The organism is Mesorhizobium sp. BR-1-1-10 (assembly GCF_020165595.1).
Classification (GTDB): domain Bacteria; phylum Pseudomonadota; class Alphaproteobacteria; order Rhizobiales; family Rhizobiaceae; genus Mesorhizobium; species Mesorhizobium australicum.
In genome coordinates this window covers 185,982-200,495 of record NZ_JAIUIL010000007.1, presented here as the reverse complement: position 1 = coordinate 200,495, position 14,514 = coordinate 185,982, and the positions used below count along the sequence as shown (strand labels likewise).

Annotated in this window: 13 protein-coding genes and 1 riboswitch; of the genes, 2 read left to right on the top strand and 11 right to left on the bottom strand. The window is 64.5% G+C overall.

What is annotated here, in order from left to right; all coding sequences use genetic code 11:
* Positions 1 to 75 precede the first annotated feature (75 nt).
* Together LB555_RS17225 and LB555_RS17220 are read right to left on the bottom strand one after the other, a co-directional pair.
* Positions 76 to 549 (bottom strand): 6,7-dimethyl-8-ribityllumazine synthase, encoded by a 474-nt coding sequence (locus LB555_RS17225; protein ID WP_224683332.1) that lies wholly within the window; start codon positions 547 to 549, stop codon positions 76 to 78.
* Positions 550 to 626: 77 nt separating this feature from the next.
* A riboswitch (FMN riboswitch) is annotated at positions 627 to 771 on the bottom strand.
* A 101-nt stretch (positions 772 to 872) separates the two neighbouring features.
* Positions 873 to 2,048, bottom strand: coding sequence for an MFS transporter (locus LB555_RS17220; RefSeq protein ID WP_224683331.1), 1,176 nt, complete (start codon positions 2,046 to 2,048; stop codon positions 873 to 875).
* A gap of 48 nt (positions 2,049 to 2,096) precedes the next feature.
* On the opposite strand from LB555_RS17220, the gene LB555_RS17215 reads away from it, so the two are divergent.
* The gene (locus LB555_RS17215) at positions 2,097 to 2,636 is read left to right on the top strand and encodes an Lrp/AsnC family transcriptional regulator (protein WP_015318952.1); all 540 of its coding nucleotides are present in this window, start codon (positions 2,097 to 2,099) and stop codon (positions 2,634 to 2,636) included.
* A gap of 17 nt (positions 2,637 to 2,653) precedes the next feature.
* Here the strand turns inward: LB555_RS17215 and LB555_RS17210 are convergent, their stop codons facing one another.
* Both LB555_RS17210 and oiaX read right to left on the bottom strand, forming a co-directional pair.
* Entirely contained in the window at positions 2,654 to 3,982 is a 1,329-nt protein-coding gene (locus LB555_RS17210) for a four-carbon acid sugar kinase family protein (RefSeq protein WP_140715166.1), read from the bottom strand.
* 2 nt (positions 3,983 to 3,984) lie between these two features.
* Positions 3,985 to 5,235, bottom strand: a complete 1,251-nt coding sequence (gene oiaX, locus LB555_RS17205) for a 3-oxo-isoapionate-4-phosphate decarboxylase OiaX (protein ID WP_140661500.1) — start codon at positions 5,233 to 5,235, stop codon at positions 3,985 to 3,987.
* A gap of 212 nt (positions 5,236 to 5,447) precedes the next feature.
* Here oiaX and LB555_RS17200 point away from each other — a divergent pair, with 212 nt between their 5' ends.
* Complete coding sequence (locus LB555_RS17200; protein WP_224683330.1) at positions 5,448 to 6,161, top strand: transcriptional regulator NanR; 714 nt, start codon at positions 5,448 to 5,450, stop codon at positions 6,159 to 6,161.
* Here LB555_RS17200 and LB555_RS17195 read toward each other — a convergent pair.
* From LB555_RS17195 to LB555_RS17165, 7 genes are all read right to left on the bottom strand, one after another.
* Entirely contained in the window at positions 6,137 to 7,996 is a 1,860-nt protein-coding gene (locus LB555_RS17195) for a hypothetical protein (RefSeq protein ID WP_224683329.1), read from the bottom strand. The genes LB555_RS17200 and LB555_RS17195 overlap by 25 nt on opposite strands.
* The gene (locus LB555_RS17190) at positions 7,993 to 9,027 is read right to left on the bottom strand and encodes a Gfo/Idh/MocA family protein (protein WP_224683328.1); all 1,035 of its coding nucleotides are present in this window, start codon (positions 9,025 to 9,027) and stop codon (positions 7,993 to 7,995) included. The genes LB555_RS17195 and LB555_RS17190 overlap by 4 nt, the downstream gene beginning before the upstream one ends.
* Before the next feature lie 2 nt (positions 9,028 to 9,029).
* Positions 9,030 to 10,094 (bottom strand): ABC transporter permease, encoded by a 1,065-nt coding sequence (locus LB555_RS17185; protein WP_224683327.1) that lies wholly within the window; start codon positions 10,092 to 10,094, stop codon positions 9,030 to 9,032.
* Positions 10,094 to 11,635 carry a sugar ABC transporter ATP-binding protein gene (locus LB555_RS17180; RefSeq protein ID WP_224683326.1) on the bottom strand — a complete coding sequence of 514 codons (1,542 nt, stop codon included), beginning with the start codon at positions 11,633 to 11,635 and terminating at the stop codon, positions 10,094 to 10,096. The genes LB555_RS17185 and LB555_RS17180 overlap by 1 nt, the downstream gene beginning before the upstream one ends.
* Entirely contained in the window at positions 11,632 to 12,294 is a 663-nt protein-coding gene (locus tag LB555_RS17175) for a DUF2291 family protein (RefSeq protein ID WP_015318944.1), read from the bottom strand. Before LB555_RS17175 ends, LB555_RS17180 begins: the two co-directional genes overlap by 4 nt.
* Before the next feature lie 138 nt (positions 12,295 to 12,432).
* A complete protein-coding gene (locus LB555_RS17170; protein ID WP_015318943.1) occupies positions 12,433 to 13,374 on the bottom strand; it encodes a D-ribose ABC transporter substrate-binding protein in 942 nt (313 codons plus the stop codon).
* 271 nt (positions 13,375 to 13,645) lie between these two features.
* Positions 13,646 to 14,473 (bottom strand): phosphogluconate dehydrogenase C-terminal domain-containing protein, encoded by an 828-nt coding sequence (locus LB555_RS17165; protein WP_015318942.1) that lies wholly within the window; start codon positions 14,471 to 14,473, stop codon positions 13,646 to 13,648.
* Positions 14,474 to 14,514: the final 41 nt, after the last annotated feature.

Sequence of the window (14,514 nt, the reverse complement as noted above, 5' to 3'; positions counted from 1 at the left end):
CGGCATTCTCCCGAACTCAGTATTTCCCGAGATACTACAGCCCGTTACCGGGATTTCCACCCCGGCAGCGGCGCTTCAGGCCGCGATCTTTTCCCGCGCGGCGAGTATCTGCACACAGGCGTTTGCCGCTTCCTTCCCCTTGACCGTGAAATGCTCGAAGAAGAAGCGATGATGCTCGGCGCTGTCGTGGAAATTGTGGGGCGTGAGCACCGCCGAAAGCACGGGCACGCCGGTCGACAGCTGCACGTTCATCATGCCGTCGATAACGACGTTGGCGACGAAGTCGTGCCGGTAGATGCCGCCATTGACGACGAATGCCGTGCCGAGGATCGCGGCGTAGCGGCCGGTCCCGGCAAGCGTCTTGGCATGGAGCGGAATTTCGTAGGCGCCGGGCACGTCGAAGATGTCGACGGCAAAGCGTCCGCCGCCAATCTCGGCCAGTTCCGCCCCAAAGGCTTGCACGCACTGGTCGACGATGTCGGCATGCCAGCGCGCCCTGATGACGGCGACGCGGATTGTTTCATAGTCTTTGTGGGAATGCTGATTCATGGGTCCATCCTTCCGTTTCGAACCAGAATCAGGACGCACGATACGAAATCCGGCCCGCCGGGGCGGTCCGTCTTCCGTTTCGTTCTCTTTCATCCGGACTCTAACCGTCGGCTCCGGAATCACACCGGATCTGCTGACCTCTCCGATAGCGGAGAGCGCTCGCGGGCTTCGGCCGAAACCGTTACCGCCGGTGGGGACTTTCACCCCGCCCTGAGAACATTAACGCGCTTTGTATGGAAGGATGGTGGGGCCGCTGTCAACGCAGCAGGTGCCCTTGGCCAATCACGTTGTGCCGACTGGAGCAATGCAACAGGCGGATCGTTCTAGCGTGTGCGCCATGCCGCCGCGCCAGCGGCAACCAGCATCAGCAAGGCCGCAACTGCCGCGCATGTGGCGAAGCCGAAGCCGGAATAGAGCGGCCCGAAGCCGGTGGTGCCGACGAACACCGCGAGGTAGGTCACCGCGCTGTTCAGCCCCATGATCGTGCCCCGCCGCGACGGATCGAGCGCCGACAGGCGCATCACCAGCACGTTCAGCCCGAAATGATTGGCAAGTCCCCAGGCAGCCACCATGGCGAGCGTCAAGCCATAGCTGCCGCTGGTCGCGGCGATCGCCACGTAGACGATGGCGACGAGAAGGTATGCAAAGGGCATGACGCGTCGGGCGCCCAGCCGGTCGATGATGCCGTCGAAGAGCGCCGCCGTGCCAAATCCCGCGCCATAGGCGAGGGCCGCCAGCCCATTGGCGCTGACCGGCTGCCCCAGCCCGCTGTGGAGGTGGTCGCCAAGGTAGCCATAGACACCGTAGAAGGCGGTCATGAAGGCGCCGCATGCGATGAGAAGCGGCACAATGCCGGGGATGTTCAACGCCGCCAGCGGGGCGGGCGCCGGTCCGGCCTTCCGGACATCCGGGAGCGACGATGCGCTGAGGCCGCCAAGCGCCAGCGCCGCCAGCACGGCCACGGCGACAAAGACGGCGCGCCAGTGCACGAGATCGGCAAGCACCGCCGACAGCGAAACGCCGGCCACCATGCTGAGCGTCCACCCGGTCAGCACCACGCCGATCGTGCCGCTTTCCCGCCCAGGCGGGGCGATGGCCGCGGCACTGGCATAGATTGCCGGCATGGCGACGCCAGCGGCGATCCCAGCGACAAGCTGCGCGGCAACCAGCGCGCTCACCGTTGGCGCGACCGCGCTGGCGACCAAGGCCAATGCCAGCAGCAGCAAGGCCGCCTGCAGCATCCGCCGCGCGCCGAGCCGGTCGATATGGCGTGCCAGGAACAGGGCGCTCGCGGATGTGCCGAGGCCGAACGCGGCCGCCGCCATCATCACCATGGGGACGCTGGTCGAGAACGACACGGCCACTGCCGGAGCGATCGGACCTAGCACAAGCGAATTCGAGCCGATCACGGCGATGCACCCGGTCAAGAGATAAGCGAGGGCCGGGATGGGCGGCCTGGTGTCCGCGCCCAAGGCTGTAGCTTGATCGTTGTTCGACATATCATCATAATGGCCGTATTAAATTCCGTGACAATCGGGAATACCGCTATGGATGAAGAAACAGATGGCATTCCGCGGAACAGGCCGGCGGCCCGGGATGTCGACGCGACCGACCGAAAAATATTAGGCGTTCTCGTCGAAGACGCGACCGTCAGCTATGCCGAACTCGGCGATCGCGTCGGCCTGTCGCCGCCGGCAGCGCACGAGCGCGTCAAGCGGCTTCGGCGCAGCGGCGCCATTCGCAACACGGCCGCCATCATCGATCCCAACGCGGTGCGAAAGCCGCTGCTCACCTTCGTTCACATAGACACCAGCGGCTGGGGCAAGACCCCGGAACTGATGGCGATCTCGGAATATCCCGAGGTTGAGGAGATCCACACCGTCGCCGGCGATACATGCGTATTGCTCAAGGTGCGCACCGAGGACACCAAGGCGCTCGAAGGCCTCCTGTTGCGTCTCTACGAGACACCCGGCGTCACCTCGACGCGCAGCTACGTGGTTCTGGCGACCTACCTCGAACGGCCAGTGCAACCCGGCATCACGGCGCAGTGGCCGACGCCGAAGCACATGGGCAAGCCGTTGTATTGAACGGCTTGGCTCGTCGACTAGCTTCCCAGCCGGATCGTCTCGAAATAGGCGTCGGTGCCGACCTGGCCGCCTTTCAGTGCGATCTCAAGACCGTCGATTTCACCGCCGCCATGGGCGACGCAGAGCGGAGATCCCGGCGATTGCGGCAACGGCATGCGCACGGTCAGCGCGTCGATGGCCAATTGTCCGAGCGCGTGGCTGGACGTATCGCCACCAGCGATCACCGCGCGCTTGAGTTTCTGCTCGGCGATCAGACGGCGCAGGATGGTCCCCAGGGCCCGCCCGAGCGTGTTCCGGGCGCCCTCGATCCGGTCGATCTCGGCGCCGCGATCGGCCTGTGGACCAAGCGCGGTGTAGAGGATGACGCTGCGGCCCTTGGCAAGGCTCGCCAGCCCGGCCGCGACCGCCTGCTCGATCGCTTCGCCGGCGCCCTCGCGGACCAGCCGCATCGCATCCATCTCAATACCGTCGAACCCGTGGGCGAGTGCGTGGCGGATTTGCTTTTCCGTGGTGGGCGAGACGCTGCCCGACACCACGGCGAGCCGATCCACCGGACCGGGCGACGCGAATGCCGCATGCCCCGACACGATGCCTTTGGCGGCCCACTCGGCAAGCAAGGCATATTCGGCGCCGGAGGATCCGACGACAAAACCATGGCCCTTTTCATGGATGCGCCAAAGCTGTTCGCCGACCCGCTGCTGAGTCCGGAGGCTATCGACGTCGAACAGGACGATGTCCTTGTCTCGCAGGATCTGATCGACCGTTTGCGAAAGATCGTCCGCCTGCAGCGCCGCCAGGTCGACCAGACCGGAACTTAGGCTGGTCTGGCGCGAAAGGTGGATGAGCAGGTCGGCCTCGTCCATCGGCGTCACCGGATGCCTGCTCATCACCGGATGCCGGTCGATGCGGAAATACGCGCCGCGGAATGCCGCGAAGAGATTGCCGAAGGCGGTGTAGCGCTTGAGCTGCGGCGCCCCGACCACCATCGGCACGCTCGCTCGGCCGAAAATACGCCTGCCGATTTCGGTGGCGCGGCCAATGCTGCCGACCGCCGGGCTGGAATCGAAGGTAGAGCAGATCTTGTAGTGGCAGATCGCCGCCCCGAGGCCTTTCAGCCATTCGAAGGCCGGCGTCAGGTTTTCCTCCATCCATTGCGGCGTTTCGCTTCGGCTGGTGCCCGCCAATCCAACCGCGCGGCAATGCGAAAATCGCGCCAGCAAGGACGGATCGGGCTGGTTCATGAACAGCACCGTCGGAACGCCGCCGAGCTCAAGCGCCTCCATGACGTCCGTCGAACCGGTAAGGTCGTCGCCATAATAACTGAGGAGCAGGTTTTGCGCGGCCATGCTCATGCTGCCTTGCCGTCGCCGAACTTTTCGATCGATCGGGCCAGTTCGATGTGATCGCGGGCATAGTCCGCCAGCGCAATGCCCTCGACCGCCGCCTGCCAGGCTTGCAGCACGGCCCGCACGCCGGCACCGGGTCCGTCCGGATGGCTGACGATGCCGCCGCCGCAGAGGTAGAGGAGGTCGACCGTGCGGCCGGTGCGCTCATAGGTTTCGGGTGCCTGGCCGCCCCATTGGCCCGAGCAGGCCACGGGCAGCGCGCAATCGTCTGATGAAAACAGCGGCGTCGTCACTGCCTCGAAGGAGCGGATGAAGGAATCGTCCGGCTCCCAATATTTCGAGCCGATGCCGTTGATCTGGAACTGGTCGACGCCGAGCAGCCGCCAGAATTGCTGCCAGACCTTGAAGTCCATGCCGAGGCCGGGGTGGCGTGTGAGAATGTCCCAGCCATTGCGATGGGCATGCAGCACCAAGCCGGAACGCTTCCGCAGAAAAGCCATGCCACCGAAGCCGATCGAGTTGATGTTGACGACCGCGCAATTGCCGCCGGCTTGGAGCACAAGATCGTGGTTGCGCATCATCTCGTCGGGATCGGCATGCGAGATGCCGAAGGCATACATCACCTTCTTGCCGGTCTTCTGCTCATGGTCGAGAATCCCTGGCATGATCGCCTTCACCCGCTCCGCCAGCGGCGAATAGGCAGGGCTCATCAGCTTCTCGTCGTCCTTGATGAAATCGACGCCGGCCTCGATCAGTTCGCCCACCATCGCGGCCGTCTCGTGCGGCCTGAGACCAAGCGCCGGCTTGACGATGGTACCGATGATCGGGCGGCCCTCGACACCGGTCAGCCCGCGGCTGCCCGCAACGCCGAACTGTGGACCCGGATGGGCACCCCGGTATTGTTCCGGCAGCTTCATGTCGATGACGCGGATGCCGGACAGGCCCCTGATCGAATAGGTGCCACCAATGGCAATGGTCATCAGTGCCGACAGGTCGGTGCCGATGGCGTCGAAGGGGAAGGCGATGTCGACATCGGCGCGCCGGAAGGGCCCGCTGCCGGATCCGGGGAGAGAGGGTTGCGTGGCATCCGGCAGGTGCCGGATCGCCAGCACGCGCGCCGCCACGCGCGCCTTCAGCTCCTCGGTCTCGCCCGGCAGCGCGACGAAGGTGCCGGTCGACTGGTCGCTGGCGATCTTGGCGGCCAGCGCCTCGATGCTGCCAGAGGTTTCGATGCGATAAGTAAGCGTGATCATGATCAGTCCGCCGCTCGAAAAAGGTTCGAAAAAAGTTTCGTCGCGCAGGAAATCTGGTATAATGAGTACATAAGTATTGCAAGAAATATCCACGCCTCGGCAAGAGTGGGTGGGCTGCCGCAAAGCTGGAGCGAACCCGCTCCAGGCGCGGGCATTCCGGTAATCCTGCCGGGAATGCTAAACAGGAACCGGCCAGGGAGTGATTCGTCACGATGAACCGTTCGGAGCCGATCGTCCGGCGCAAACTTTCCGACGAAGTCTTTGCAAGACTGAAGCGGCTGATCACCAGCGGCGAACTGCAGCCGGGCGACGACATGCCGTCCGAGCGCGAGTTGATGGAGCGCTTCGAGGTCGGCCGGCCGGCGATACGCGAGGCCATGCAGGCGCTGAGCAATATGGGGTTGGTCGCCATCTCGCATGGCGAGCGCGCCAAGGTGCTGCAATTGACCGCCAAGTCGATCATCAGGCAGGTCGACGGTGCGGCCAAGATCATCCTGTCCTCGTCCCGGGACACGCTGGAGCACCTGAAGACCGCGCGCATCTTCTTCGAGCGCGGCATGGTCAGGGAAGCCGCGGAAAGGGCCAAATCAGAGGATGTGCAATTGCTGAAGGCGACCGTGGCCGAGCAGCGCGCCGCGCGCGGCGATTCCGAAGCCTTCATCTCCGCCGACATGAAATTCCATACCCAGATCGCGTCCATTTCAGGCAATCCGATCTATGTCGCCGTCAGCGAAGCCACACTGGGCTGGCTGAAGGAATACCACACCGAAATGCTGATCTGGACCGGCAAGGAAAAATACACGCTGACCGAGCACGAAGAGATCATCGACCGCATCGAGCACGGGGATGCCGACGGCGCCGAGAAGGCGATGATTAAGCACCTCGAGCGCTCGCGTGCGCTCTATGTGATGAATTCCGAGAAGTAACCGATCCTGGTAATCGCATAGGGAGACATCACGAGATCGCCCCGGCCAAGCGCGGAAGCGTCGACCCGCATGTCGTTCGGTGTCAGGTTCGCCAGCCAGACGATGGTCTCGCCCGACGCGGAGCGGCCGGCCAGCGCCAGGACCCGCGTCTCGTCGCTCGTCGTGGCGGAAACATGCGTCAGCCCGGCCAACTCACAAAGCCCTTCAATGGCCTGGAAAATCGGCCGCGGCGATCCCTCTGCGGCGGATTCGCCCGATCCCGCGACCACGCCGAACGGTCCAGCGAAACTGGACAGAGTCAGCATCTCCAGTCCCGCCGGCGCGACCCGCGCGGCATAGCCGATCGTCCATGCGGCGGCGAACTGCGCGGCGTGGCGCGGGTCGCGGTTCGCCATGGCGATGCGCTGTCCCTGAGGATTGTCCTTGGTCGCGCCGCCATAAGGGTTCTGGCGCATGGCGATCGTCGATGGTCCGATCCGGTACGGCTTTGTCCCGAAGATCGCCCGCGTGGACCGGGTGATGAAGGGCAGCGCCTCCAGCGATTGCATCACGCTGAGATCGTCGGCGGCGTGCACGATCGGATTGGTGCAGTGGGTGATGAAATCGAGCTGGCCGGCTGGAACGCGCTTGCGGTTGAGTTCGGTGAAATAGCTGAACATGCCGCCGCCGAGGCGGAGGCCGGGAAAGCCCCGGCGGGCGGCCGCGTAGACGTCCTCGAGCGGTGGGCATGCCGGCCAGGCACTGCCCGGCGGCGTCGATTGCCGGTCGACCGCAGGCGACACCGCGATGGCGTCGAGCCGCAGGCCTGCCCGGCGCACCATGTCGGCGATCTCGGAAAGTTCGGCGTCCAGATCGCCGTCACAAGCGACCACGCACTCCAGCGTCGTCGAAACAGGATAGGCGGCCGCCAGCCGGGCATGGGCGCGCAGCGCCTCGAGGCCGTGACCACGCGTCGGGTCGAAGTGGAAAAGCAGTTGCCGGGGACCGAGCCCTCGCAGCAACGGCAGGTCGGCAAGTGCCGCCTCTATCTCCTCCGGATAGACCACGATGCCGATATCGGGCAGCTTCGCGCCGGCTTGCCCGAGCTCGACGCGGACCGGTTCGGCCGGCGCCGCCGAGGCAGGCACATTGGGATCGCCGGTGATGCGCAGGCTGATCGTCTGGCGCAGCGCCTGCCCGGCCGGCAGCACATACGGCCATGGCAGCGCCAGCGGCCGCACATAGGTTTTGTACGAGGCGTCGGACCAGTTGCGCTGGTCCTCCATCTCGAATGCGTCGCCTTCCATCCGGCATTGCGCGACAACGCCGGGCCGGACCTGATGCGTGATGGCGCGCAAATCCTTGAACGGTTGCCACGGGTCGATCAGATCGGGGAGTTCCGTCTCGACCACGCTGCCGTCGGTGTGCTCGACCGTCACCGGGCTGCCGGCGAGGCCGGCGATCGGATGCAGGATGCAGAAGCCGCAGCGGTTGGTTTCGAAATCGCTCTCGGGGAGCGCGGTCACATCGAAGACCAGCCTGCCGTCGGCGGAGCCTTCGATCGTGGCGTGGAAGCCGAGCCGGCTGCCGCCCGGACCGAGGCAGCTTGCCGCGTAGCTGACGGAGAAACGGTCGTCCGTCTGGTCGATGGTCAGGTCCGTGAGGTCAGGCTCATAGGTGCCCCAGTCGCGGTCTCGCACGATGTAAGCTATGGCACGCAGCACTTCGGTGCCGCCGTGGCGGATGGTGCGCAGATTGCCGTTGTCCAGTTCCGCGCTCAATGCGCCCACGCGCAGCGTGACCGGCTTGGGCTCGGCCGCGCGCGTGCCGTAGAGCTGGAAAGCGTCCGCCGTCATCTCAGCAAGGCTTCGATCTGCATCGGTTCTCGGCTGGCGGCACCCGCATAGGCGGCCTCGACCAGGGCGAATGTCCTCAGATTGTCCGCGCCTGACGTCGCCGGTTCCTGGCCTGATGCAAGGCAGTCGACCCAGTGCCGCTGGATGGCCAGCACGCTTTCCTGGATGTTGTGCCAGGGCCGCGAGGCCCAGGGCAGCAGCGGCGGCGAGACGTCGCTCACCTTGGTTCCGCTCTTGCCGGTGACGGTCAGCCGATAGCCTTGCGCCAGCCGGATCGTGCCGTCGCTGCCGTCGAGTTCGATGAGCGTCTCCGGGAACGGCTCCACCGCAAGCTTGGTCGCATAACTGCAATCGACCACCGAGGTGGCGCCGCCAGCGTGGTCCATGAGGATCGTGGCGACATCCTCGCCGGCGATGGCCGGGTTGATGCGTTTGGTCCGCGCGGTCAGGCTCGACACATCGCCGAGCAGGAAGCGGGCGATATCGAGAATATGGATGCCGAGATCCTCGATGATGAAGCGCTTGCCCGTCGCCAGATAGGGCTGGCCGGAGAACACGTCATAGCCGGAGCGGAAGGAGATGCGTCCGAAGAAGGGCGTGCCGATCTCGCCGCTGTCGAGCACCGCGCGCACCGCCTGGATCGGCGATTGCCAGCGAAAATTCTCATGCACCATCAGCGGCACGCCGGCATCCGCGCAGGCCTTCACCATCGCCTTGGCTTCGGCCAGCGTTGGCGCGAACGGTTTCTGGCAGATCACGGGAACGCCATGCGCGGCCGCCATCTCGACCAGCGGCCGATGGCTGCCGACCGTGGTGGCAATGTCGACGAAGTCGAGCGTCTCGGCGGTGAAAAGTTCCGCCGCGTCGGTGTAGCGCCGCGTCACGCCGAACTGGTCGCCGACTATCTTGAGCCGCTCGGGATCGCGGTCGCAGATAGCGACGATCGAAGCGCCCTCTATGTCGTGCCAGGCATGCATCTGGTTGACGGCGAAGAAGCCGCAGCCGATCAGCGCTCCACTTAAGCTCGCCATGCTCAACCCGCCTTGGCCATCTGCATCAGGGTGACGCGCTGCTGCAGCCGGCGCTGCGCCTGGTCGACGACGACGGCGACGATGATGACCAGCCCCTTGATCACCATCTGCCAGAACGAACTTACGCCCATCATCACCAACCCGTCCGACAGGATGCCGATGACGAAGGCGCCGACTATGGTGCCGCCGATCGTGCCGCGCCCGCCCGACATCGAGGTGCCGCCGAGCACCGCCGCGGCGATGGCGTTCAATTCGAAGCTCTCGCCCGTCGCCGGATGCGAGGCCACCAGCTCCGAGGAGATGATCAGGCCGACGATCGCCGCGCAGAAGCCGGAAAACATGTAGACGAACATCTTGACCATGTTGACGCGCACGCCCGAGATCCGCGCCGCCCGCTCATTGCCGCCGACGGCGAAGATGTGCCGGCCGAGCGGGGTGTAGCGCGCGAGATAGGCAGCCCCCAGCGCCACCACGATCAGAATCCAGATCGACACCGGCAGGCCGAGCAGCCGGCCGGCGCCGAGGAAGCCGAAGCCGGTGGTACCGAGTTCCGGCTTGCCGACCAGGTTGGGGAAGGTGCGGCCGTCGGAGGACAGCAGCGCGAAACCGCGCGCGACATAGAGCACACCGAGCGTGGCGATAAAGGGCGCGACGTTGAGCCTGGTGATCAGCAGCCCGTTGACGGCGCCGATCGCTATGCCGACCAGAAGCGTGATCAGGGCGATCTCGACGACGTTGAAATAGATGGTGTAGCCGATCTGCAGGTCGATGCCGTTGAGCACGAGATAGCCGGCCACCATGCCGCACAGGCCGACGATCGAGCCGACCGAAAGATCAATGCCGCCGGTGATGATGACGAAGGTCATGCCCATGGCCAGGAAGGCGTTGAGCGCCACGTGCTTGGCCATCAGGATCAGGTTCGCCGCCGACAGGAAGTTCGGCGCGGCGATCGAGAAGAACACCAGGACCGCGATCAGCGCGATAAAGGTCCTGAGCTTCATCAGTGTCAGCAACGCGGAGCCGCTGGTAGCGGAAGGAGCGGCCGCCTTGGCCGGAATGTCAGTCATCAGCGTTGCTCCCCATGTGCGGCCGGTCCGTGGCCCAGCGCCGACGCGGCGACGATCGCCGCCTCCGTCGCTTCGGTGCGGTCGAACATGCCGGTCAATCTGCCATTGCTCATCACCGCGATGCGGTCGGACAGTGCCATCACTTCGTCGAGGTCGGAGGTGGCGAACAGGATGCCCAGCCCGTCGCGCGAAAGCTTGCGCATGGTGCGGAAGACATCGGCCTTGGCGCCGACATCGATGCCACGGCTGGGCTCGTCCATCAGAAGCACTTTCGGTCCGGTGAGCAGCGCCTTGCCGATCACCACCTTCTGCTGGTTGCCGCCCGACAGGGACGAGACTTCCTGCGCCGGGTCGGCTACCTTAATTGCGAGTTCCCGCACCATCTGCATCACGGCCCGCCGCTCGGCGCCGCCGCGGATGTGGAACAAGCGCACGAAACGCGACAGGCTCGCCAGCGTCAGGTTGCTGGCCACCGAGAGGATCGACACCAGCCCTTCGCGCTGGCGGTCCTCGGGGATCAGTGCAAGCCCGCGCTGGATACGGCGCGTCGTGTCGCGCTCCTTCACTTGCCTTCCGGCGATGAAGATCTTGCCGCTGGCATGGCCGTGGCGACCCATGATGCAGTCGAACAATTCGCTGCGCCCGGCGCCCATCAGCCCGTATATGCCGAGGATTTCGCCGGCGCGCAGCGACAGCGAGACATGGTCGACCGCCAGTCCGCCGGTAACGCGCGGCAGGCAGATCTCCTCGGCGCGGAAGATTTCCTCGCCTGGCTGGTGGCCGTCGGCCTTGGCGAAATCCTTGGCATCCGAGCCGATCATCTGCCGCACGATCCACTGCGTGTCGACGTTCTTCATTTCCTCCTGGCCGGTGATGCGGCCGTCGCGCAGCACGGTGACGGTGTCGCCGATGCGGATCAGTTCTTCCAGCCGGTGCGAGATGTAGACGATGGCGACGCCGCGCGCCTTGAGGTCGGCGATCACCTTGAAAAGTATTTCGACTTCCGTAGCACTCAGCGCCGAGGTCGGCTCATCCATGATCAGGATCTTGGCGTCGAGCGAAACCGCCTTGGCGATCTCGACCAGCTGCTGCTGGCCGATGCGCAAGTCCTCGACCAGCATCTCGGGCCGGATGCCGGCCTCGAGCCGGTCGAGGAATTCGCGCGCCCGTTTTTCCTGTGCCTTGCGGTCGATCTTGCCCAGCCGGTTGGTGATCTCGCGTGTGGCGAAGATGTTCTCGGCGACGGTCATGTTGCCGAACAGGTTCAGCTCCTGGAACACCATGCCGATGCCGCGCGCGACCGCGTCTCCCGACGAGGAGAAGGAAACCTCTTCGCCTTCGAGCAGGATACGGCCGAGGGTCGGCTGCTCGACGCCGGCGATGATCTTCATCAGCGTCGACTTGCCGGCGCCGTTTTCGCCGACCAGCACGTTGACGGCCCCCTTGTGCACCTCGAAGTTCGCCTGCTTGACCGCGACCGTGCCGGCATAAACCTTCGAGACGTCCTCCAGCTTGAGGATAACCTCGTGAGCGGGGCTCATGGCTTCGGCCCGATCTCGGCCTCCGCCGGGGTCACCAGCGGCAGGTCCTGGCCGCCTTCGATCGTATAGGCGCCGATCACCTTGGCGGTGCGGCCCTCAAGCGCCTCGCGAGGCAGTTTGGACAGCACGGTCTTACCGGCATAGGCGTTGAAGGCCTTGCCGAACTGGGCGAAGTCGATCTGATTGGTGAAGTCGTTGAACTGGACGAAATCGAGGCTGTCTCTAAGTGCAGTGCCGCGTATCGCCGGCCCGATCTGGACGCGCGCATCGGCCTTGTCGTCGCCGTCCACGTCGACATCCATCGTTGCCGCGCGCGACTGCGTGTTGGCGGCGACGATCTTGCCCTCGACGCGGACCGCGAAGGTCCATGGCGAATTCGCCTGCTTCCTTGGATTGCCGTATTTGGCGCCGGCCGCCGCCGGATCGGTTTTCGCCAAGGCATGGACCTCGGCGAACGGCCCAGCCTTCTGCCTGAGGTAGGGGATGACCTTCGGGGCCCAGATGTCCTCGACCATCTTGTCCGGGTTAAAGGCAGACGCGCTGTTTTCACTCTGCGCCACCGGCGTCGGCAGGATTTTGCAACCGCCGAGGCCAAGGCCCGCGAGCGCGACAAGCGTCAGCCAACTAAAAGGGGTTAGCCAGGTCAATGTCTTCGGCATGGCGGTCAAAAGCACCCGGAACGTGAAATTAGAGCAATTCCAGGAAAACTGTGAAACGGTTTCCCGTCCGGAATTGCATCAAAATAAAGCACTGAGGGGCGAACGCGTGTCCGCCCCTCGCAATTATATCGTGCCGGCTCAGTTCTTCAGCGCGAAGGTTTCCAGCTTGGCGGCATTGTCGCCATTGATGAGCACGCAGTCCATCAGCTGCTTTTCCTTCTCGGGCGACTTCTTGTTCTTGATGAAGTCGTTGGCCTGTTCGACCGCCATCTGCGCCTGGGCGTAGGCCGGCTGCAGCACCGTCGCCTTGATGCCGCCCGAGGTGATGGAATCGCGCACGTCGTTCGAACCGTCGAAGCCGACGACGATGACATCCTTGCGGTTCGCCGCCGCGAGCGCCGCATAGGCGCCCATCGCCATCGTGTCGTTGCCGGAGATGACGCCCTTGATGTCGGGGTTGGCCTGCAGGATCGATTCCATCTTGGAATAGGCCTCGGTCTGGCTCCAGTTGGCCGATTGCTGCGCGACCATTTTCAGGTCCGGATAATCGTCGATGACGTCATGGTAGCCCTTGGAGCGGATGCCGGCATTGGTGTCGGATTCCTTGCCGACCAGCTCGACGAAATTACCCTTTTCGCCCATCAGCTTGACGAACTCCTGCGCGCCGAGCTGGGCGCCCTGGTAGTTGTTGGAGACGATCTGCGCCACGGCAACGCCTGTGGCGTTGATCTCGCGATCGATCAGGAAGGAGGGAATGCCGGCGTCCTTGGCCTTCTGCACGGCGGCGACGGTCGCGTCGGCGCCGGCATTGTCGAGGATGATCGCCTTGGCGCCGCGGCCGATCGCGGTATCGATCAGCTCGGACTGCTTGTTGGCGTCGTCGTCATGCACCAGCACCAGCGCCTCGTAGCCGAGTTCCTTGGCCTTGGCCTCGGCGCCGACGGCTTCCGCCTTGAAGAACGGATTGTCGTGCGATGGGGTGATGATGGCGATCAGGTCCGCCGCGTAGGCGGGCATCGCCGTGCCGAGCGCCAGCACGCCGGCGAAGGCGGCAAGCGTCATTCTGCGTGTCAGTTTCATGAAGTCCTCCCGTTTGAAAAGCCTGTGTCTCGATCGTTCGAGCCACTTGTCTGTGTTTGAATTCGTCAGCGTGTGAAGGTTGCGGAACGCCCGGGCTCAAGCCCACCAGCTCCGCCAAGGCAAGTTCCTATTCCCCCATCCTCCACCCGTCTCAGCATCGAACTCCCGGCGAAGCGTGATCCGAGCGAACATTAGCTTAGCTAACTGGTATGATGAGTCAACCACAAATTCAGGTGATCTGTACCTAAGGCAGATCTGTACCTAGAGACGCTCAAGTGATCCGCTGGATGCTGGCCGCGATCTCTTCGGGCTCGAAGACGCGCTTCCAGTCGTCGCGCATCAGCACCGGCTTGCCAAACTCGATCGCCTTGTTGCAGGCATCCGAGAACACCCCCTTGGTTTCGCCGAAGATGACGGCGCCGAGCACGTTCATGTGGCCAAGCAGGAAGTCGAGTGCCGCCTGCTGGTCGACGCCGCGCGCCACCACCTCGTCGACCGCTTCCTTCATGACGACCAGCAGCGAGGCGCACACCGTTTCCGAAAGTCCCGGCTCGAGCAGCGCCATCTGTTCGACGGAAACGCGGTGCGAGCGCATTACCGGCGCCCAGATGATCTTGGCGATAGCCTCCCCCTTGGCGTAGTCGGCCTCCGGTCCCTGCATCAGTGCGCTGACCATGTGCTGCTTGGCCTTGACGCCGCCGAAATAATCCTTCTTGGCCGCCATGTCGGTCTCGTCGTTGAAGATCGGCGGATGACAGGGATGGGTGACGAAGTAGGTCAGGTCGGGACGATTAGGCAGATGGCCGGCAAACGGTGCGGCGGCATCGAGCACGATGACCATCGTGCCCGGCGCAAGCTTGCTCTCGATGCCGGCCGCGACCTTGCCGATATGGGTGTCCGGCACGGCCAGGATCACCACGTCGGCGCCTTCCAGCGCCTCGTCGGCGCTGACCGTGTCGAAGCCCAGTCCGGTCTTCAGCCGCTCGCGCCCGGCCTCGCTGACCTCGACATGGCGGATTGTATAGGGCGAACCGCGGAAATTGGTCGAAAGGCGGTAGCCCATTTTGCCACCGGCACCGAACAGCGCAATCGTCGTCATCTAGCCCTTGCTCCTTGGTCGCGGACGCCGGCATTGCCGAT